Raw genomic sequence first — 19,481 nt, forward strand, 5'->3', positions numbered from 1 at the left:
GCTCGAGCACAAAGACGACGTGCTCCCCACGACAGACTATGGCGTCCCGGTGACGGCTGCGGTGCGGCGCGGCCACGTCTGGGGCACCCAGTTTCACCCCGAAAAAAGCTCACGCGCCGGTTTTCAGCTGCTGCGCAACTTCATCGCGGGACCTGCATGTTGAAGGTGCGCGTGATCCCCACCTTGCTGTGGAAACAGTTTGGCCTGGTCAAAGGCGTTGGGTTTGACAGCTGGCGCCGCGTCGGGCCGGTGCTGCCCGCGATCAAGGTCTACAACCAGCGCGAAGTGGACGAACTGGTGCTGGTTGACATCGTCGCTCACCGCTCGGACGACGACCCAGATTACGAATCCATCGACGAGTTTGGCCAGGACTGTTTTGTGCCCCTCACCGTGGGCGGTGGCATCACCCGCATGGAACAGGTGCAGCGCCTGCTGCGCGCCAGCGCCGACAAGGTGAGCCTCAACACCGTCAACTACGCAAACCCTGGGCTGGTGACACAGATCGCGCAGCGTCACGGCGTTCAGTGCGTCGTGGCCAGTATCGACGTGCGCGCACAGGACGATGGTGGCTGGACCTGCTTCAGCCACGCCGGACAGCAAGCGACCGGCCGCAAGGCGGTGGCCTGGGCGCGCGAACTCGAAGACCGCGGCGCCGGGGAAATTCTCATCACCTCGATCGAGCGTGACGGCACGATGCAGGGCTACGACCTTGCGCTGATCGAGGCCGTGGTGAGCGCGGTCAGCATCCCGGTGATCGCGTCCGGCGGCGCTGGAAGCTACCAGCACCTGGTGGACGCTGTCACGAAGGCCGGCGCGTCGGCCGTGGCCGCCGCCAGCATGTTCCACTTCACAGAGCAGACCCCCGCGGGCGCCAAAGCGGCGCTGGCCGCAGCCGGCGTGCCCGTGCGTCAGGCTTTCCAGCCCGACAGGAGCGCCTGAGCATGGCGGCCCGCGTGAGCATCCGGGTCGATGCGTCGGCCCGAATGGGCACCGGCCATCTCAAGCGCTGCCTCGCCCTGGCTGATGCGCTGGAAGCGGCGGGCGCCGAGGTGGGTCTGGTGGTACGGGCCATCGACCCGGTGGCAGCTCAGCTGCTGGCCCGCACGGCATGGGCGGTGAAATGGCTAAGTACCCCCGCAGGCCAAGCAGCATCGTGGCCATCCAGCGCCGAAGACCCGCCACACGCCTACTGGGCCCAGGTTCCCTGGCAACAGGATGCGATCGAGACCATCAAAGCCCTCCGCGCCCAGCCGCCCGACTGGCTGGTGCTGGACCACTACGCGTTCGACGCGCGCTGGCACCAGGCTGTGACCCATGCCCTGGGTGTTCGGCTGCTGGTCATCGACGACACGGCCGACCGATCGCTGGCTGCCGATGCGCTGCTGGACCACAACTGGCACGCTAACCACCGCGCGAAGTACGCTGGCCGGCTGCTGAAGCTACCACGCTGGCTGTGCGGACCGCGGTTCGCCTTGCTGAGCAGCGCCTACCGCGACGCGCGACGCTACCAGCCGCAAGCCGACGTGCGCAGCATCGGCATCTTCATGGGCGGCACCGATCCGGGTGGAATCAGCATGCGCGTGCTGGCCGCATGTCGTGACGCCGGATTTACCGGTGAGATCGAGATCGCCACCACATCGGCCAACCCGAAGCTGGCCGACTTACGGGCCGCCTGCGCAGCCTCGCCACCGGCGCATCTCACCATCGACCTGCCTGATCTCGCCAGCTTCTTTGCACGCCACGACCTGCAGATCGGCGCTGGGGGTGGCGCCACCTGGGAGCGCTGCTGCATCGGAGCGCCCACTATCGCGCTGGCCCTGACCAATAACCAGACGGCGGTGGTTCCGGCTCTGGCCCAGCTGGGCGCCGTGCGCGCTGCGTCTTTGCCTGGCAGCGCAATGTCAGACGATCCACCCCTGACCACAGTGCTGGTCGATCTGCTTGATGATGCACCGGCGCGCGCGCGCCTGGCCAAGCGCGCAGGTGCCCTGGTCGATGGCCGGGGTGCGCAGCGCGTGGCGCTGCACCTGCTGGCGGCCACGCTGCAAGTGCGGCCGGCAATCCACAACGATGCCGAGCAGCTTCTCCAGTGGCGCAACAACTCGAAGGTGCGGGCGATGTCGATACAGGGCGATGAGATCGCCCTGAGCGACCACCTGGACTGGCTCAGCCGAGCGCTGACCTCCCCCGACCGATGGTTGATGGTGGGTCATCTCGGTGAGTACCCGGTGGGCAGCGTTCGCTTTGACCGCATGGCCAACGACCAGCAGAAAGTCTCGCTCTACCTCGACCCCGATTTGCTGGGCCTGGGCCTTGGTCCACACCTGCTGCTCGCCGGCGAACAGGCACTGGCCAAGCGCCTGGGTCGCCACTTCACCGTCCGCGCCACGGTATTGCCGGGCAACACCGCGTCGCAGCGGCTGTTCGAAACCTGCGGCTACCATGGGGGTCCGCTGCAGTACGCCAAATCTGTTGAGCCCAGCCATGAAGATTCTTGACCGCACCATCGGCCCCAGCGAGCGCCCCTACCTGATCGCCGAGATGTCGGGTAATCACAACCAGTCACTGGAGCGCGCGCTGGAAATCGTGGACGCGGCCGCGGCGCATGGCGCTGACGCCATCAAGCTGCAGACTTACACCGCCGCCACCATGACGCTCAATGTGCGCATGCCCGGATTTGTGATCGAGGACCCCAAGAGCTATTGGGCAGGGCGTCAACTCTATGAGCTCTATGAAGAGGCTCACACGCCCTGGGACTGGCACGCACCCATCATGGCGCGCGCGGCCTCGCACGGCCTGGCCTGCTTCAGTTCTGCGTTTGATGCCACGTCGGTCGAGTTTCTCGAATCGCTTAATGTGCCGGCCTACAAGATTGCATCGTTCGAGAACACTGACTTGCCGTTGATCCGTCGCGTAGCGGCCACGGGAAAGCCCATCATCATGTCCACTGGCATGGCGACCGCCGGCGAAATCGACGAAGCGGTGCGTGCCGCACGCGAAGCCGGCTGTCAGGATCTGGTGTTGCTCAAGTGCACCAGCACCTACCCTGCTACGGCGGACAACACCAACATCAGCACGATTCCTCACCTTCGCGCTTTGTTTGGTTGCGAGGTGGGCCTGTCGGATCACACCATGGGCTGCGGCGTGTCGGTGGCCGCCACCGCCCTAGGTGCCACCGTGATTGAAAAGCACTTCACGCTGCGCCGTGCAGACGGCGGTGTCGATTCGAGCTTTTCCACGGAGCCGCTGGAACTGAGACAGCTGCGCGAAGAAACCGAGCGCGCTTGGCAAGCGGTCGGAAATATTGCCTACGGTCCGACCGCAGCCGAAATGAAATCGCTAGCGTTTCGCCGCTCGCTCTACATTGCACAGGACATGAAGGCGGGCGATGTGCTCACACTCGAGAATCTGCGCTGCGTGCGGCCCGGCTTTGGCTTGCCACCCAAGCATCTGGACAGCCTGCTGGGTCAACGCATCGGCCGCGACGCGGTAGCGGGCACGCCGATGGCCTGGTCGCTACTAGCCACCGAAGTGCCTCAATGAGTGCCGAGCCTCAACGCGGCAGGCTCACGGGGCTGGAAAGTCGCTGGCTGCAGCTGCCGATCGATCTGGCACTCGTCGCTGCGGCTTGGTGGTTTGCGTTTTGGCTGCGCTTCAATCTGGACACGCCTGACGAATTCCAAACCATGATGGTGCAGACCCTGGTCTGGCCGCTGCTGGGCTTTGCTGCGAGCTTGCTGGGTTTCGGTGTGTACCGCCACATCTGGCGCTACACCAGCGTGGCCGAGCTCACCCGCCTGAGCTACGCGGTGGCGCTCGGTGGTCTGCTCACCGCGGCGGCGATCCTGATGTTGCGGGTCGAGTTTTTCCCCCGCTCGGTGCTGCTCCTGCATCCCGTGCTGGCACTGGTGGCGCTAGGCGCAGCGCGCGCACTCGCGCGTATCGCCTTGTCCGGCGCCGAGCCCCGGTTTCTGTCGGGCAAACCACTGTTGATCGTGGGCTCGGTGCAGGACGCAGCCGCTGCACTGCCCGCCTTGCGGGGTTTGCGTCAGTGGACGCCCGTGGGTATCGTGAGCCCCGAGGCCGCAGAAAAGGGGCGCTCGCTGCAAGGCCTAAGCGTGGTCGGCGTTCTGGCGGACCTGCCGCGCCTGGCCGAACGGCTGGAGGCTGCGGCCGCCTTGGTCGTTTCACCGCCGGGATCCGATGCCCGGCGCGCCGCCCTGATGGGCGCGAGCGAGGTGGGTCTACCCTTGCTTACCATGCCGCGACCCGACGAATGGCTGCGCAACGACCACAGCCAGCCGCGGCGCGTCGAACTGGAAGACTTGCTGGGACGGGCGCCGGTGGCGCTGGACGAACAAGGCCTGTCCGAGCTGCTCGCTGGCCAGACTGTGATGGTGACCGGCGCAGGTGGCTCTATCGGCTCGGAGCTGTGCCGCCAGATCGCGCGCTTTGGCGTGAGGCGGCTGGTGTGTGTGGACGTGTCGGAGTACGCGATCTATCAGCTCGAACGCGAACTGGCCGCCTCGCACCCGCAAATGGAAGGTCTGTACTACACCGGCAACGTGCGCGAGTTTGATCGCCTGCTCGCCATCGCCGAGCAGTACTGGCCCACCACCGTGTTCCATGCCGCAGCCTACAAGCACGTGCCGCTGATGGAGTCGCTCAACGAAATCGAGGCGCTGCGCACCAATGTGCTGGGTACGCTGAACGCCTCGCGCGTGGCCGGTCGCGTGGGCGCACGACGCTTTGTGCTGATCTCCACCGACAAGGCGGTGAACCCGACCAATGTGATGGGGGCGAGCAAGCGGCTGGCCGAGCAGGTGCTGCAATCGGTGGCGGTGGAGTTTGCGCAGACGCGGTATGTGGCGGTGCGTTTCGGCAATGTGCTGGGCTCCAGCGGCTCGGTGGTGCCGCTGTTCACCAGCCAGATTGCGCGTGGCGGTCCGGTCACGGTGACCCACCCGGACATCGTGCGCTACTTCATGACGATTCCTGAAGCCGCTCAGCTGGTACTGCAAGCCGGGCTCATGGGCCAGACACGGCAGATCTTTGTGCTCGACATGGGTGAGCCAGTGAAGATCGTCGACCTTGCGCGCCTGTTGATTCGGTTGGCTGGTCAGACCGAGCAGGACGTGCCCATCAGCTTCACCGGGCTGCGCCCCGGCGAAAAGCTGTTTGAAGAGCTGCTGGCCAACGACGAAACCACCGAGCCCACGCCCCACCCCAAGCTGCGCGTGGCCACCGGCGCCGACACACGGGTCGATACCGAGGCGGTGTTGCAGTGGATCGCCAGCGCAGGCCCTGCACCCAGCGCGGCCGAGCTGCGCGCCTGGTTGCAATTGATGGTGCGGGAATACCAACCGGTCGGATAAACGAATCGGATCGGGTTGATTTTTCTGGAGCTTGGCCATCAAACCAGAACGCCCTGGATCCGGCTCCGCCGGTCCACCAGCGTTCCCCTTGAGGGGCGTAGCGCAGCGACCAGGGTGGGTTTTTACCCTGCGCGGCAGGGCTTAGTGACCTAGATAAGCTTCGCGCACCTTCGGATCCACCAGCAAGTCCTTGCCGGCACCGGTCATGGTGATCTCGCCCGAGTCCATCACGTAGCCCCGGTCGGCGATCTGCAGCGCGCGCTGGGCATTCTGCTCCACCAGCAGCACGGTCACGCCCTGTTTGGACACATCGCGCACCACCTCAAAAATCTTGTCCACCATGATGGGCGACAGGCCCATGGAGGGCTCGTCGAGCAGCAGCACTTTCGGTCGGCTCATGAGCGCGCGCGCCATTGCCAGCATCTGCTGCTCGCCACCGCTCATGGTGCCCGCGAGCTGGTCCTTGCGCTCTTTCAGACGAGGGAAAATGCCGAACATGCGTTCGATGTCACTGGCAATCTCGGCCTTGTCGGTGCGAATGTAAGCACCCATCTGCAAGTTTTCGATGATTGTCATGCGGGTGAACACACCGCGTCCCTCTGGCACCATGGCCAGGCCTTGTTTGACCATGTCCCAGGCCCCACGGCCCTTGATGCTCTGGCCCAGGTACTCGATGTCGCCCCCCTCAAAAGCCAGCGACCCCGTCACCGCTTTCATGGTCGTGGTCTTGCCCGCGCCGTTGGAGCCGATCAGCGAGATCAGTTCACCCTCACGCACCTCCAGGTCAACGCCTTTGACCGCCTTGATACCGCCGTAAGAGACCTTCAGGCCCGTGATTTTGAGCAGCGTGTTTGCCATCTTAAATTTCCATCTACTGTGAGCTCGGCGGACTAACCGGAGCAAGTGTCCTGAACCAAGGATGCCGCGGATCCGGCCCCGCCGGTCCGCCTGCATCGCCCCCTTAGGGGTGACGCGCGAAGCGTGGCGCGGTGGGAGCTCTCAGCCACCACCGGTACCCAAATAAGCCTCGATCACCTTGGGGTTGCGCTGCACCTCGGCGGGAGTGCCCGAAGCCAGCTGCTTGCCGTAGTCCAGCACCGTCACGCGGTCACACAGGCCCATGACCAGCTTCACATCGTGTTCGATCAGCAGAATCGTCCGATTGTCTTTGCGGATCTGGTCGATCAGCTCGCGCAGTTGCAGCTTTTCGGTTGCGTTCATGCCCGCCGCTGGTTCGTCCAGGGCGATGAGCTGCGGATCGGTGGCCAGGGCGCGCGCAATCTCCAGTCGGCGCTGGTCACCGTAGCTCAGGGTGCGCGACTTGTAATCGGCCAGCTTACCAATGCCCACGTAGTCCAGCAGCTCCTGTGCGCGCTTGGCGATGGCCGCTTCCTCGCGTTTGAAACCGCTGGTGCGCAGCACCGCGCCGATCAGGCCCGACTGCGTGCGCACGTGCCGGCCCACCATCACGTTCTCCAGAGCGGTCATCTCGGAAAACAGACGGATGTTCTGGAACGTGCGCGCGATGCCGGCGCGCGCCACCTCGTGCACCGCCTTGGGGGTGTAGGGTTTGCCGGCCAGCTCGAACGAGCCGCTGTCGGGTGTGTACAGGCCGGTGAGCACGTTGAAGAACGTGGTCTTACCCGCGCCATTGGGGCCGATCAGGCCATACACCTGGCCACGCTGGATCTCGATGCCCACATCGCTGAGGGCTTGCAGGCCTCCAAAGCGCTTGGAGACGTTGGCGACCTTGAGAATCGTGTCTGACATGCGGTTGCCTCCCTTATTTCGCCAGAGACTTGCCGTGTTCCGGCGAAGGCCACAAGCCTTTGGGACGGATCAACATCACCACCACCATGGCCAGTGCAATCAGCAGCTGGCGCAGGATTTCCGGCGACGGCAGGCGCCCACCGGACAACGCTTCCAGCGGACCCGCCACGTGGCGCAGCAGCTCGGGCAGACCGGCCAGCAGCAGCGCTCCCAGGATCACGCCGGGAATGTGCCCCAGCCCGCCCAGCACCACCATGGCCACCACCATCACCGACTCCATCAGGATGAACGACTCTGGATAGACGCCGCGCATGAACGATGCGAACAGCACACCGGACACGCCACCAAACGTGGCGCTCATGCCAAATGCCGCGAGCTTTAGGTTGCGGGTGTTGAGACCCATGGCCTTGGCGGCGATTTCGTCTTCCCGGATCGCCATCCAGGCGCGACCGATGCGCGAGTCCTGCAACCGGTGCGCGATCACGATCGCCACCAGAACAAAAAACAGGAACAGGTAGTAATACAGCGTGACCGACTCGAAGGTGTAACTCCAGTCACCCAAGCCGACGGTCAGCCGATTGCTCATGCTGTGTCCAAACACGCTCACCGCATCAATGTTGCTCAATCCCTTGGGGCCGTTGGTGATATTGATCGGGCGGTCCAGGTTGAGCATGAAGATGCGCACGATCTCGCCGAAGCCCAGCGTGACGATGGCCAGGTAATCGCCGCGCAGCTTGAGCACGGGCGCACCCAATATCAGCCCGGTCACCCCTGCCACGATGCCCGCGATGACCATCACCAGCCAGAAGTTCATGTGCAGGCCATTGGGAAAATGGGCCGCCATGAAGGCAAAGGTGTCGGTGAGATGGGGTGAAGCGAGCAGGCCGTACAGGTAGGCACCGACCGCGAAGAACGCGATGAAACCCAGATCGAGCAGGCCGGCATAGCCGACCACGATGTTCAGGCCCAGGGCCAGGAGCACATACAACAGGGCCACATCCACGATGCGCACCCAGGAGTTGCTGCCAGTGGACTGCAGCACCAGCGGCAACGCGAGCACGGCGATCGCCAGCACCACGTAGACGAAGAATTTACCGGCTTTGGTGTTCATCATGGTGTTTTCCTCGATCGTCAGGCGCGGTCCGCCACCCGCTCACCCAGCAGACCCGAGGGCCGCAGCGTGAGCACCAGTGCCAGCACGATGAACGCAAAAATGTCGGTGTACTGGCTGCCCAGGAAACCGCCGGTGAGCTTGCCCAGGTAACCGGCGCCCAGTGACTCGATCAGGCCAAGCGCAATGCCGCCCACCACCGCACCAGCCAGGTTGCCGATGCCGCCCATGACCGCGGCCACGAAGGCCTTGAGGCCGGGCATGAAGCCCATGGCGTGCTGCACCGTACCGTAGTTGGATGCCCACATCACGCCGGCGATGGCCGCCAGCATGGCACCGATGATGAAGGTGGCGGAAATCACCACGTCGGGTTTGATGCCCATGAGCGCGGCCACCCGCGGGTTTTCGGCCGTGGCCCGCATGGCGCGCCCCAGGTTGGTGCGGTTCACCAGGTACATGAGCAGCGCCAGCGTGATGGCGGTGGTGGCCAGGATGGTGATCTGCGTCACCGTGATCACCGCACCGCCAATAGGAATCGGGTCGCGCGGCAGCATGCCGGGGTAGGGCTTGGGATTCGGCTCCCAGATGATCATGGCAATGGTTTGCAGCAGCAGCGACATGCCGATGGCCGTGATGAGCGGCGCCAGTCGGGGTGAATTGCGCAACGGCCTGTATGCCAGCTTCTCGATCACGAAGTTGAGCATCGCGCAGACCACCATCGCGATCAGCGTGGCGATCAGCAGAAGAAACCAATGCGGCATGCCACCCCAGGATTCCAGCATCCAGCCGATCAGCGTCCAGCTGGTGAGCGCACCCACCATGAGCACGTCGCCGTGGGCAAAGTTGATCAGCCCGATGATGCCGTACACCATGGTGTAGCCCAGTGCCACCAGCGCGTACATACTGCCCAGAACCAGACCATTGATGATCTGCTGCAGCAAAACGTCCATAAGAACTCTCCGGATTGTTGTTGTGCGCCCGCGGCGTCAGTCGGGCCGCCTTCAACTTAGCAAAAAACCCGCCAGGCTCGACCTATGTACAGGACAGACTGCGGGTTGGTGGCCGAATTGTATCGACGCGTATTCGCCATCTCATGCGTGTAAGCCCTTAGGCGCCTCGGGTTTACCCTGTATTCTCGGCGCTCAACACCCTGTCATCAGCGGGATTGTTGTTGCATTAGTCAGTTTGATGATTCAGCCGCCGAAGGCTGCGCAGCTTATCGGCAATGCGGATCTCCAGTCCCCGTTCAACCGGCTGATAAAAACCCGGATCGGCCATGCCCTCGGGCAAGTAGCGCTCGCCCGCCGCAAAACCGTCGGCCTCGTCGTGGGCATACCGATAGTCTTTGCCATAGTCGAGCTGCTTCATGAGCTGGGTAGGCGCATTGCGCAGGTGCAGCGGCACCGGGCGCGTGCCGTCTTTGTTCACCCAGGCCCGCGCGGCCTTGTAGGCCTTGTAGACCGCGTTGGACTTCGGCGCCATGGCCAGGTAAATCACGCACTCCGCCAAGGCCAGCTCGCCTTCGGGTGTGCCCAAGCGTTCGTACACCTCGGCCGCATCCAGCGCCAGGCGCAGGGCACGAGGGTCCGCCAAGCCGATGTCTTCGCTGGCCATACGGATAAGTCGACGCGCCAGATAACGCGGCTCGGCACCGCCGTCGAGCATGCGCACCAGCCAATAGAGGGCGGCATCCGGGTCGGAGCCGCGCACGCTTTTGTGCAGCGCGCTGATGGTGTCGTAAAACTGCTCGCCGCCTTTGTCGTAACGACGCATGCGTTCACCCAGCACGCGCAGCAGCCAGGCGTCGGTGATGTCCAGCACCTGTTCCCGCCCAGCGGCGACCGCCAGCGTTTCCAGCGTATTGAGCAGGCGGCGCGCGTCACCGTCTGCGTAGGCGATCAGCCGATCCGCAGCACCCTGCTCCATGGCCGGCACCGCGCCCACGCCCTGAGCGCGCAACAGCAGCTGGCGCAAATCGTCTTCGCCCAGAGACTGCAACACGTAGACCGCGGCGCGCGAAAGCAGCGCAGAGTTGACTTCGAACGAAGGGTTTTCGGTGGTGGCGCCGATGAAAGTGAACAGACCGCTTTCCACATGCGGCAAAAAGGCGTCTTGCTGGCTCTTGTTGAACCGGTGCACCTCGTCCACAAACACAATGGTGCGCCTGGCCTCCAGCCCGTCTCGCGCGACCTGCGCCTGTTCCACCGCCTCGCGGATGTCTTTGACGCCGCCGAGCACCGCGCTGATGGTGATGAACTGGGCATCAAACGCGCTGGCCATGAGGCGCGCGATGGTGGTTTTGCCCACACCGGGCGGGCCCCAGAGGATGCAGCTGTGCGGCTGGCCCGATTCAAACGCCAGCCGCAATGCCATGCCTTCGCCCAGCAGCTGGGACTGGCCAATGACCTCGGCAAGCGTGCGCGGCCGCAGCCGCTCGGCCAGGGGCGTGTGGGTGGGGTCCTGGGTGCGGGTCACAGGCGGCGGGGTGGCATCACCCCATCAGGGGCGAATCACGTCCGCGCCAGCAGGTGGCGTGAACCGGAAGCGGTCCCCGGCCACCGAGGCAGCCGGTCGCCAGTCGGTGAAGGTGAGCACGGAGCGCTGACCCAGGCTGTCGGCGATCTCCAGCACCGACAACTGGCCCTGGCGGAATCCCACGCGCACGCGTTGAATCTGGCCGTCCTGCTGGCGCGGTTTGGCGTCGATCCAGTCCAGCCCTTCAACGGAAGGGGCTGACTTCAGATCAAACGATTCGCCCAGGGCTTTCAAATCGGTCCCGGCTGCGATCAGCGCGGCCGGCGTGCTGCCCAGCACGTCCTGCTGCTGGCGCGCCGTCACCTGGTTCAAGTCCACGTCGTACAGCCACAGCGTCTGACCGTCGGCCACGATGGCCTGCGGAAACGGTTTGTTGTAGTCGAAACGGAAGCGGTTCGGTCGCAGGAATTCAAACGTGCCGGTGGACGTTTTGGTGCGTGCCAGCGTCTCGCCAGCGCGCACCGGCGAGGTGACCACCTGCGTGAAGCGGGCCTGCCCGCCGGTCACTTCGCGCAAAAAGGTCTCCAGCGTCTTCAGGCCATCGGCCTGGGCAGCGAGACTGGTCAGGGCCAGCACGAGTGACAGGAAAACTTTGATCATGCGGGGTCAGACCCTGAAACGGGCACAAGGTTCAAGCTGGAAGGGCGCGTCAGTCGCCTCGCGACGGCACGAGGATGTCGCGTTGTCCGCTGGAGGTGAGTGCACTCACCAGGCCGGCGTTTTCCATGTCTTCCAGCAAGCGCGCGGCGCGGTTGTAGCCGATCTTCAGCTTGCGCTGCACATAAGAAATGCTGGCCTTGCGGTCCTTGAGCACGATCTCGACCGCCTGGTCGTAGAGCGCATCCTTTTCGCTGCTGTCACCGCCTTCTCCGGAGAAATCACCGCCTTCGCCATCGCCGACCGTGCTCTCCAGCACGCCGTCGATGTAATTCGGCTCACCGCCCTGCGCCTTCAAGTAGGCCACCACGCGGTGCACTTCTTCGTCACTCACGAACGCACCGTGAACGCGAATGGGAAAGCCCGTGCCCGATGGCATGTAGAGCATGTCGCCCATGCCCAACAGGCTCTCGGCACCCATCTGGTCCAGGATAGTGCGGCTGTCGATCTTGCTGCTGACCTGGAAGCTCAGGCGGGTCGGGATGTTGGCCTTGATCAGACCGGTGATCACATCCACGCTGGGGCGCTGCGTAGCCAGTATCAAATGAATGCCGGCCGCGCGCGCCTTCTGCGCCAGCCGCGCGATCAGCTCTTCGATCTTCTTGCCCACCACCATCATCAGATCGGCCAACTCGTCGATCACCACCACGATGTAAGGCAGGCGCTCGAGCGGCTCTGGCTGCTCGGGTGTGAGGCTGAACGGGTTGCCGATGATCTCGCCGCGAGCCTTGGCTTCGTCGAGCTTGGTGTTGTACCCGGCCAGGTTGCGCACACCCAGCTTGCTCATCAGCTTGTAGCGCTTCTCCATCTCGCCCACGCACCAGTTCAGGCCGTTGGCGGCGTGCTTCATGTCGGTGACCACAGGCGCCAGCAGGTGCGGAATGCCTTCGTAGACGCTCATCTCCAGCATCTTGGGGTCGATCAGCAGCAGGCGCACGTCCTTCGCGTCGGCCTTGTACAGCAGGCTAAGGATCATCGCGTTGATACCAACCGACTTGCCCGAGCCGGTGGTGCCCGCCACCAGGCAGTGCGGCATCTTGGCCAGGTCAGCCACCACGGGCAGGCCGCCGATGTCCTTGCCCAGGCCCATGGTGAGCAGCGAGCGCGCGTCGTTGTAGACCGACGAGCCGAGGATCTCGCTCAGCTTGATCATCTGGCGCTTGGCATTGGGCAACTCCAGCGCCATCAGATTCTTGCCTGGAATGGTCTCAATGACCCGGATCGACACCAGCGACAGCGAACGCGCCAGGTCGCGGCTGAGGTTGACGATTTGCGAGCCCTTGACGCCGGTGGCCGGCTCGATCTCGTAGCGCGTGATCACCGGGCCGGGCGCTGCCGCCACCACCCGCACTTCCACACCAAAGTCCTTGAGCTTTTTCTCGATCAGGCGGCTGGTCATCTCCAGGGTCTGGCTGTCCACGCCCGCCTGATGTTGCGGCGCGCCATCCAGCAAATCCACCTGCGGCAGCTTGCTATCGGGCATTTCGATGAACAGAGGTTTCTGCCGTTCCTTGGCCACCCGCGCGCTCGGGGGCACGTCGACCACGGCAGGCTCGATCACCACCGGGGTCGGGTGGTGGTCCTCGATCTCTTCGCGTTCGACTGCCACCACCTCCTCACGCTCGCGCGCCGCCTGCACGCCAATGCGCTGGTCTTCCACCGCTTCGCGCTTCTCGCGCCGCGCTTCGAACCAGCCATCCAGCGTGTGGCCCATCCGCTCGGCCAGGTGACCCCAGGAGAAACGGAACACCCGCGGCAGACACACCAGCACCAGGGCCAACATGGCCAGCGCCGAACCGGTAAATCCGAGCCAACGCATGGTCAGCGGACCCATCGCGTGACCCAAGACGCCGCCCGCATGGCCGGGCAACAAACCCTCGAGCCGGTACAAGCGGCTCCATTCCAGCACCGTGCTGGCGACCAGCAACAACACCAGACCCACCCAGAAACTCGCCGGATGCCGCCACAGGCGCCACCAGGGGCTGGACCCCTCGCCGCGGGGCTCGTCGTTCAGCGGCAACCCCTGCTGACCCCGAATCCAGCGCGCCAGCCCCGACAGCCAGGCGCGAACACCGGCCAGAAAACACCACCAGACCGAGAAGCCCAGCAGAAAGTAGCTGCCGTCGGCGATCAGCGCACCAAGGCGACCCGCCCAATTGCCCACCACCGGCTGAGTGCCTGTGGTGCTCCAGGCGGGATCGCCCAGTGAGTGGCTGAGCATGGCCAGGAGCCAGAACGCCAGCGCCGCAGCACCAAGCACCAGCACGATCTCCTGGGCGAATCGCCCCATGCCAGAAGGCACATCATTGGCGCGGTCGGCATTGAGTGTGTTGAGCGAATAGGTCATGGGCGTCGTGAAGAATCGACGCCAACTTTAACCCAAGCTACCCCTTGCGCCAGGGGCGCCGCTCGGCTGTCAGCCCAGGCTGTTGAGCCGTTCCTTGATGATGGTGCTGCCGTTTTCGGCCACCTCGATGAAACCCCGATCTTCCAGGTCCTTCATGACCCGGCTGACCATCTCGCGCGACGCGCCAATCATCTTGGCCACGTCCTGTCGCGACACGCGTTCCTTGATCATCAACTGGCCTTCGTGATCCGGCTGGGCCACCTCCAGGAGGGCACGCGCCACTCGACCGTAGACGTCCATCAACGCCAGCGATTCAATCTTGCGATCGGCGTGGCGCAGGCGCTGCACGAGGCCTTTCATCACCGCGTAGGCCATGGAGGTGTTTTCCGGCAGGCAGCGCGCGAACTCCACCCGGCCCAGGATCAGCACATCGGTCTGCACCTCGGCGCGCACCGTGGCCGAGTGAGGCTGGTTATCGATCAGGCTCATCTCGCCCACGTAGTCGCCCGGGTTCATGGTGGCCAGGATCACCTCGCGTCCACGGCTGTCGGTGGTCACCACACGAGCCCGACCGGTGAGTACGATGGCCAGCATGTTGGACTTTTTGCCCTGCTCCACGATGCATTCACCGCGCTTGAAGCGGCGCTTGATCACCGCGTCGGCCACCGATTCGGCTTGTGCCTGGGTCAGGGTGGAAAACAGGGGGACCCGGCGAATCAGATCCAGGTTGGACAAGATAGACATGCGTGTATTCCTCGGGTTGGTCCGCAGGGGCGGCACACTTTCATACAATCTTCGTCTTATGCTGCATGCATTCCCATAGGGATGCAGCTCACCTCATTCAGCAATCACTGATCTTCTCATTCAATCCCGCAGGACCCAAGCGTTTCGACGGGTCGCCACAACATGAAGCATTCTAAAGTTCTTATTCTGGGCTCTGGCCCGGCCGGCTATACAGCTGCCGTGTACGCGGCACGGGCTAACCTCAACCCGGTGCTCATCACCGGTATCGCGCAGGGCGGCCAGCTGATGACCACCACCGATGTGGACAACTGGCCGGCTGATGTGGATGGCGTGCAAGGCCCCGAACTGATGCAGCGCTTTCTGGCGCATGCCGAGCGCTTCAACACCGAGATCGTGTTCGACCACATCAACGCTGTCGACCTGTCCAAGCGCCCCTTCGTACTCACTGGCGACAGCGGTCAGTACAGCTGCGACGCGCTCATCCTCTGCACCGGCGCATCGGCGAAGTACCTGGGTCTGCCATCCGAAGAGGCCTTCATGGGCAAGGGTGTGTCAGGCTGCGCCACCTGCGACGGCTTCTTCTACAAAAACGAGGTCTGCAGTGTGGTCGGCGGCGGCAACACCGCCGTAGAAGAGGCGCTGTACCTCTCCAACATCGCCAGCAAGGTTTACCTGATTCACCGGCGCGACACCTTCAAGGCCGAGGCCATCATGGTCGACAAGCTGATGGAAAAAGTGGCAGCGGGCAAGATCGAGCTCAAGCTGCACAGCACACTGGACGAGGTGCTGGGCGATGCGTCTGGCGTGACCGGCGTGCGGCTGAAAAACGTGCAGACCGGCGCCACTGAAGACCTAACCGTCAAGGGCTGCTTCATCGCCATCGGCCACAGCCCGAACACCGACATCTTCAAGGGCCAGGTCGACATGAAGGACGGCTACATCGTCACGCGCTCCGGCCTGCAAGGCCTGGCCACCATGACCAGCGTGCCCGGCGTGTTCGCCGCTGGTGATGTGCAGGACCATGTGTACCGCCAGGCCATCACCAGCGCCGGTACAGGCTGCATGGCCGCGCTGGATGCCCAGCGCTTCCTGGAGCAGAACCAGAGCTGAACGAACCTGCGCCACCCACTCGTTACTGCCTACTTTGGCTGGATCGGGCTATAATAGGCGGCTTTGCTGCACTCAGGCCATGGGCCGCGCGGCGATCGGGTTACCGCCACCCTTTTTGGCGAGGTGAGGCTGGCGTGTCTCGCAACGGGCTTTTGGCCTGCTGCCCTGACGCCCAGCTGTGAACATCTATCGGAGTGTCCTCATGGCACGCGTCTGCGACGTTACGGGCAAGAAGCCCATGGTCGGAAACAACGTTTCCCACGCCAACAACAAAACCAAGCGCCGGTTCCTCCCGAACCTGCAATACCGCCGTTTCTGGGTCGAAAGCGAGAACCGCTGGGTGCGCCTTCGCGTCTCGGGCGCTGCACTGCGCCTGATCGACAAGAATGGCATCGACGCTGTGCTGGCCGACTTGCGCGCCCGCGGCCAGGCTTAAGGAGAACCGATCATGGCAACCAAAGGCACACGCGAGAAGATCAAACTGGAGTCCACCGCTGGAACCGGTCACTTCTACACCACCACCAAGAACAAGAAGACCACGCCGGACAAGATGCTGATCAAGAAATTTGATCCCAAGGCACGCAAGCACGTGGACTACAAGGAAATCAAACTGAAGTAATTCAGCGAGATTGCCTCAACAAAAAGCCGCTGTAGAGAACAGCGGCTTTTTTGTTGTCTGATTCCTCGATGACTGAGGGCGTTTCAGCGAGCGGCGCCCGTTTCCTCGAACAGCATGTCGGAGAAAGGACGACGACTCAGGATATTGCGGAATCGGCGAGGCCAGTCCACCAGCGCCGCCTCATGATGAGGGAAGGCACGGGGGGGCACCCTTTCAGACGCGGGCCGAGCGCAGCTGGATGGAGAAATCGCGCAGCGCTGCGATGCCGCTTTCTTCGGCACGTCGGCACCAAGCCTGCAAGTCGCCAGCCAGTTGCTCGCGGGTGGCCGTGGTGCTAGACCACAAGGCTCGTAGCTCTTCGCGCATGGTGACCATCTTGTCGAGCACCGGGTGCTCGGCGCGCGCCAGCGCCAACTGGGGCCTCAGGGCAGCTGGCACTTTGTCGTCATCGCGGTGCAGCCATCGGCGGGCGACATTCAGCGGGCCGACATCGGCGCTACGGGCCTTCAGGCCTTCGAGCTCGCGCTGGCAGGCCGCGCGCATCTCCCGCGCATAACCAGCCATGACCTCGTAACGGTTGGCAATGAGGGCTTCAAGGGTCTTCTCGTCAGCCACCGGCTTGACGTCTCCAAACGCCATCTTCGGCGGCACCTTCTTGACCGTGGCCAAGCCCACCGACTGCAGTATGGTGATGTACATCCAGCCGATATCGAACTCGTAAGGCTTCACTGACAGCTTGGCCGAGGTCGGGTAGGTGTGGTGGTTATTGTGAAGCTCTTCGCCGCCAATAAGAATGCCCCAGGGCGAGATGTTGGTGCTGGCGTCTTGCGCCTCGAAATTGCGATATCCCCAGTAGTGGGCAGCACCATTGATGATGCCGGCAGCCGTGACGGGGATCCAGGCCATCTGCACCGCCCAGACCGCCATGCCGGCAGCCCCGAACAGGGCCAGGTCGATGATCATCATGATGGCCACGCCTTGCCAGGAGTAGCGCGTGTACACATTGCGTTCAATCCAGTCGTCGGGCGTCCCGTGGCCGTAACGGGCCATCGTCTCTTTATTCTTCGATTCTTTGCGGTAGAGCTCCGCACCCTGCAGCAACACGGTCTTGATGCCATGCACGTGGGGGCTGTGCGGGTCTTCGGCCTGCTCGCACTTGGCATGGTGCTTGCGGTGGATCGCCGCCCACTCCTTGGTCACCTGCCCGGTGGTCAACCACAGCCATAAGCGGAAGAAATGGGACGCAACCGGGTGAAGATCCAAAGCGCGGTGCGCCTGATGACGGTGCAGAAAAATAGTGACACTGGCGATCGTGATGTGGGTGAGCACCAACGTCACCAGGATCATTTGCCACCAAGTGGCGCCCGTCAGGCCGTGGGCCAGCAGCTGAACCAAGCCATCCCAGAAAGCGGCCAGCAGGCCGGAGTCAGATGCAATCATGAATTTCCTATTCGACCGCCCTCGGGGGCAGGTGGGTGTGCACTCGGTCCATCATCAGGACGGACACAAACTCTCATTTTACTGTCGGGGGTGCAAATCACCAAGTCTGATGATGTAGCCCCCCACAATGAAAGATATCGGGGAAATCGCGGCTTTTTCAAGCCTTTTTCCGCCAGATGGCTGCAAAAAAGCCATCTGTTGCATGCCGATGAGGCCACAAACGCAGCCATTGGTGTGTTCCACCAGCACAAAGTTGATCTGGGGTCGGCACCTGGGCATCCGCTAGTAAGTCGCAGGCGGCGACCACCTCGAACTCGGGATGCCCAGCCCCAAAGTCCTCAGCCACCGCTTCATTTTCCTCGGGCAGCAGGCTGCAGGTGGCATAGACCAGTCGGCCACCCGGCTTGAGCAGGCGCGCCGAACTGTCCAGAATGGTGCGCTGCAGCGCCGTTTGCGCCGCCACGGTCTCCGGTGTCTGGCGCCATTTCAGGTCCGGGTGGCGGCGCAGCGTGCCCAAGCCTGAACAGGGGGCATCGACCAGTACCCGGTCGATCTTGCCGGCCAGGCGCTTGATGCGATCGTCCCGCTCGTGGGCAATCGCCAGCGGGTGCACATTGGACAAGCCACTGCGAGCCAGCCGCGGCTTGAGCGCGTCGAGCCGATGTCCAGACGTGTCCATCGCATAAAGCCGGCCGCTGTTGCGCATGGCAGCGCCCAGCGCGAGCGTCTTGCCGCCAGCGCCGGCGCAGAAGTCCACCACCATCTCGCCGCGCTTGGCGTCGACCAGCAGCGCCAGCAGCTGCGAGCCCTCGTCCTGCACCTCGACATCACCTTGAAGGAACGCTGGCAGCTTGGCCAGCGAGGGCTTACCCGTTACGCGGATGCCCAGTGGCGAGAACGGCGTCGGATCACACATCAGACCCGCACCGCGCAGATCGGCCAGCACCGCTTCGCGCTTCTTCTTCAGCGCGTTGACACGCAAGTCGAGCACCGAAGGCTGGTCCAGGCTGGCCACGAAAGCGTCAAATTCATCACCTAGTTGCTCGCGCAGCGCGCTGGCCAGCCATTCAGGCAAGTTGTGCCGGTGCGGCGCCAGCAGGTCGGCGTCGGTCGCCGCTAGGCAGTGGTCCAGCCAGGTTTTCTCGGTGTCGGTGAGGGCGCTTTTCAAAAAGTCGACATCCCCGGGAAAGGCCAGGATCGCCAGCCGTCGCCACTTAGGCCCACTGCCCGACCGCGCCAGCCATTCCAGCCGCAGGCGCTGGCGCAACGCGGTGTAGACGGTGTCGGACAGCGTGGTGCGCTCGCGCGGCCCCAGCGAACGGTTTTCACGAAAATAGCGCGCGACCACGGCGTCGGCCGGGTGGTCAAATTTGAAAACACGCTCGATTAGCGTGGCGCAGGCTTCTAATAGGGCTTTGGGGTGCATATTCGGATTGTCCCCCCTGCGCCGCTTCGCGGCGCCCCCCCCCGTTCCTGCAGGAAGGGGGACGCACTCTGTGGCCCGGCAAAGCCGGCTCCAAGGGTACCCCGGGCCAACAATCCTCGCACTCCTCAGAAAAATGTGCTTTCTCACTGCGCGGTGGCCGCTGTTACCAATACGTCCTGCACGCAGAGCTTTCATCTCAGAGATCCCGTGGAACCGGCTTTGCCGGGCCACAGGCATCGCCCCTCTAGGGGGAAGAAACGAAGCGGCGCAGGGCGGAGCTGATAATCCTGGGCTATGTCCCAAATTGCCGACCAAGTGCGCCGCAGGCGCACGTTTGCCATCATTTC

At 63.6% G+C, this 19,481-nt stretch carries 17 protein-coding genes; 7 read left to right on the forward strand and 10 right to left on the reverse strand.

The annotated features are described in order from the left end of the window. Nucleotides 1-156 precede the first annotated feature (156 nt). Genes GPT34_RS16565 through GPT34_RS16580 form a run of 4 tightly spaced genes read left to right on the forward strand, consistent with a single transcriptional unit; the run spans nt 157 to nt 5,375 of the window. Nucleotides 157-939, forward strand: a complete 783-nt coding sequence (locus tag GPT34_RS16565) for an imidazole glycerol phosphate synthase cyclase subunit (protein ID WP_291014823.1) — start codon at nt 157-159, stop codon at nt 937-939. 2 nt (nt 940-941) lie between these two features. Next, nucleotides 942-2,498: a UDP-2,4-diacetamido-2,4,6-trideoxy-beta-L-altropyranose hydrolase gene (pseG, locus tag GPT34_RS16570; protein ID WP_291014825.1), complete on the forward strand. Its 1,557-nt coding sequence runs from the start codon at nt 942-944 to the stop codon at nt 2,496-2,498. Further along, nucleotides 2,485-3,543 carry a pseudaminic acid synthase gene (gene pseI, locus GPT34_RS16575; protein WP_291014827.1) on the forward strand — a complete coding sequence of 353 codons (1,059 nt, stop codon included), beginning with the start codon at nt 2,485-2,487 and terminating at the stop codon, nt 3,541-3,543. Before pseG ends, pseI begins: the two co-directional genes overlap by 14 nt. Next, entirely contained in the window at nt 3,540-5,375 is a 1,836-nt protein-coding gene (locus GPT34_RS16580; protein WP_291014829.1) for a nucleoside-diphosphate sugar epimerase/dehydratase, read from the forward strand. The genes pseI and GPT34_RS16580 overlap by 4 nt, the downstream gene beginning before the upstream one ends. Nucleotides 5,376-5,516: 141 nt before the next feature. Here GPT34_RS16580 and GPT34_RS16585 read toward each other — a convergent pair whose 3' ends face one another. The 8 genes from GPT34_RS16585 to GPT34_RS16620 all read right to left on the reverse strand — a co-directional run bounded on the left by GPT34_RS16585 (nt 5,517) and on the right by GPT34_RS16620 (nt 14,539). Next, entirely contained in the window at nt 5,517-6,233 is a 717-nt protein-coding gene (locus tag GPT34_RS16585) for an ABC transporter ATP-binding protein (RefSeq protein WP_291014831.1), read from the reverse strand. Between the two features lie 141 nt (nt 6,234-6,374). Continuing rightward, nucleotides 6,375-7,145, reverse strand: a complete 771-nt coding sequence (locus GPT34_RS16590; RefSeq protein ID WP_291014833.1) for an ABC transporter ATP-binding protein — start codon at nt 7,143-7,145, stop codon at nt 6,375-6,377. A 13-nt stretch (nt 7,146-7,158) separates the two neighbouring features. Further along, a complete protein-coding gene (locus GPT34_RS16595; RefSeq protein ID WP_291014866.1) occupies nt 7,159-8,256 on the reverse strand; it encodes an ABC transporter ATP-binding protein in 1,098 nt (365 codons plus the stop codon). A 20-nt stretch (nt 8,257-8,276) separates the two neighbouring features. Then, complete coding sequence (locus GPT34_RS16600) at nt 8,277-9,206, reverse strand: branched-chain amino acid ABC transporter permease (RefSeq protein ID WP_291014835.1); 930 nt, start codon at nt 9,204-9,206, stop codon at nt 8,277-8,279. A 226-nt stretch (nt 9,207-9,432) separates the two neighbouring features. Next, the gene (locus GPT34_RS16605; protein ID WP_291014837.1) at nt 9,433-10,731 is read right to left on the reverse strand and encodes a replication-associated recombination protein A; all 1,299 of its coding nucleotides are present in this window, start codon (nt 10,729-10,731) and stop codon (nt 9,433-9,435) included. Between the two features lie 24 nt (nt 10,732-10,755). Next, nucleotides 10,756-11,391, reverse strand: a complete 636-nt coding sequence (lolA, locus tag GPT34_RS16610) for an outer membrane lipoprotein chaperone LolA (RefSeq protein ID WP_291014839.1) — start codon at nt 11,389-11,391, stop codon at nt 10,756-10,758. A gap of 49 nt (nt 11,392-11,440) precedes the next feature. Further along, nucleotides 11,441-13,795 carry a DNA translocase FtsK gene (locus GPT34_RS16615; RefSeq protein WP_291014841.1) on the reverse strand — a complete coding sequence of 785 codons (2,355 nt, stop codon included), beginning with the start codon at nt 13,793-13,795 and terminating at the stop codon, nt 11,441-11,443. A 69-nt stretch (nt 13,796-13,864) separates the two neighbouring features. After that, nucleotides 13,865-14,539 (reverse strand): Crp/Fnr family transcriptional regulator, encoded by a 675-nt coding sequence (locus tag GPT34_RS16620; protein WP_291014843.1) that lies wholly within the window; start codon nt 14,537-14,539, stop codon nt 13,865-13,867. 162 nt (nt 14,540-14,701) lie between these two features. Between GPT34_RS16620 and trxB the strand changes: the two genes are divergently transcribed. From trxB to rpmG, 3 genes are all read left to right on the forward strand, one after another. Next, nucleotides 14,702-15,649, forward strand: coding sequence for a thioredoxin-disulfide reductase (gene trxB / locus GPT34_RS16625; protein WP_291014846.1), 948 nt, complete (start codon nt 14,702-14,704; stop codon nt 15,647-15,649). A gap of 202 nt (nt 15,650-15,851) precedes the next feature. Beyond that, complete coding sequence (gene rpmB, locus GPT34_RS16630) at nt 15,852-16,085, forward strand: 50S ribosomal protein L28 (RefSeq protein ID WP_056269541.1); 234 nt, start codon at nt 15,852-15,854, stop codon at nt 16,083-16,085. Nucleotides 16,086-16,097: 12 nt separating this feature from the next. Then, entirely contained in the window at nt 16,098-16,268 is a 171-nt protein-coding gene (gene rpmG / locus GPT34_RS16635; RefSeq protein ID WP_066088635.1) for a 50S ribosomal protein L33, read from the forward strand. 213 nt (nt 16,269-16,481) lie between these two features. Here the strand turns inward: rpmG and GPT34_RS16640 are convergent, their stop codons facing one another. Together GPT34_RS16640 and GPT34_RS16645 are read right to left on the reverse strand one after the other, a co-directional pair. Next, nucleotides 16,482-17,708: a fatty acid desaturase gene (locus GPT34_RS16640; protein WP_291014861.1), complete on the reverse strand. Its 1,227-nt coding sequence runs from the start codon at nt 17,706-17,708 to the stop codon at nt 16,482-16,484. Nucleotides 17,709-17,865: 157 nt separating this feature from the next. Beyond that, nucleotides 17,866-19,134 (reverse strand): RsmB/NOP family class I SAM-dependent RNA methyltransferase, encoded by a 1,269-nt coding sequence (locus GPT34_RS16645; RefSeq protein WP_291014864.1) that lies wholly within the window; start codon nt 19,132-19,134, stop codon nt 17,866-17,868. Between the last annotated feature and the right edge of the window lie 347 nt (nt 19,135-19,481).

The sequence above is a fragment of the Hydrogenophaga sp. genome (assembly GCF_011390835.1).
In the GTDB taxonomy this organism is placed as follows: domain Bacteria; phylum Pseudomonadota; class Gammaproteobacteria; order Burkholderiales; family Burkholderiaceae_C; genus Hydrogenophaga.

Excerpts from the sequence above, each read along its gene's own strand:
- GPT34_RS16620 (WP_291014843.1), bottom strand. The coding sequence starts at position 14,539 with ATGTCTATCTTGTCCAACCTGGATCTGATTCGCCGGGTCCCCCTGTTT.
- GPT34_RS16590 (WP_291014833.1), bottom strand. The coding sequence starts at position 7,145 with ATGTCAGACACGATTCTCAAGGTCGCCAACGTCTCCAAGCGCTTTGGA.
- GPT34_RS16640 (WP_291014861.1), bottom strand. The coding sequence starts at position 17,708 with ATGATTGCATCTGACTCCGGCCTGCTGGCCGCTTTCTGGGATGGCTTG.
- trxB (WP_291014846.1), top strand. The coding sequence starts at position 14,702 with ATGAAGCATTCTAAAGTTCTTATTCTGGGCTCTGGCCCGGCCGGCTAT.
- rpmB (WP_056269541.1), top strand. The coding sequence starts at position 15,852 with ATGGCACGCGTCTGCGACGTTACGGGCAAGAAGCCCATGGTCGGAAAC.
- GPT34_RS16645 (WP_291014864.1), bottom strand. The coding sequence starts at position 19,134 with ATGCACCCCAAAGCCCTATTAGAAGCCTGCGCCACGCTAATCGAGCGT.
- pseG (WP_291014825.1), top strand. The coding sequence starts at position 942 with ATGGCGGCCCGCGTGAGCATCCGGGTCGATGCGTCGGCCCGAATGGGC.
- GPT34_RS16600 (WP_291014835.1), bottom strand. The coding sequence starts at position 9,206 with ATGGACGTTTTGCTGCAGCAGATCATCAATGGTCTGGTTCTGGGCAGT.
- GPT34_RS16595 (WP_291014866.1), bottom strand. The coding sequence starts at position 8,256 with ATGAACACCAAAGCCGGTAAATTCTTCGTCTACGTGGTGCTGGCGATC.
- GPT34_RS16565 (WP_291014823.1), top strand. The coding sequence starts at position 157 with ATGTTGAAGGTGCGCGTGATCCCCACCTTGCTGTGGAAACAGTTTGGC.
- GPT34_RS16585 (WP_291014831.1), bottom strand. The coding sequence starts at position 6,233 with ATGGCAAACACGCTGCTCAAAATCACGGGCCTGAAGGTCTCTTACGGC.
- GPT34_RS16580 (WP_291014829.1), top strand. The coding sequence starts at position 3,540 with ATGAGTGCCGAGCCTCAACGCGGCAGGCTCACGGGGCTGGAAAGTCGC.
- rpmG (WP_066088635.1), top strand. The coding sequence starts at position 16,098 with ATGGCAACCAAAGGCACACGCGAGAAGATCAAACTGGAGTCCACCGCT.
- GPT34_RS16615 (WP_291014841.1), bottom strand. The coding sequence starts at position 13,795 with ATGACCTATTCGCTCAACACACTCAATGCCGACCGCGCCAATGATGTG.
- lolA (WP_291014839.1), bottom strand. The coding sequence starts at position 11,391 with ATGATCAAAGTTTTCCTGTCACTCGTGCTGGCCCTGACCAGTCTCGCT.
- pseI (WP_291014827.1), top strand. The coding sequence starts at position 2,485 with ATGAAGATTCTTGACCGCACCATCGGCCCCAGCGAGCGCCCCTACCTG.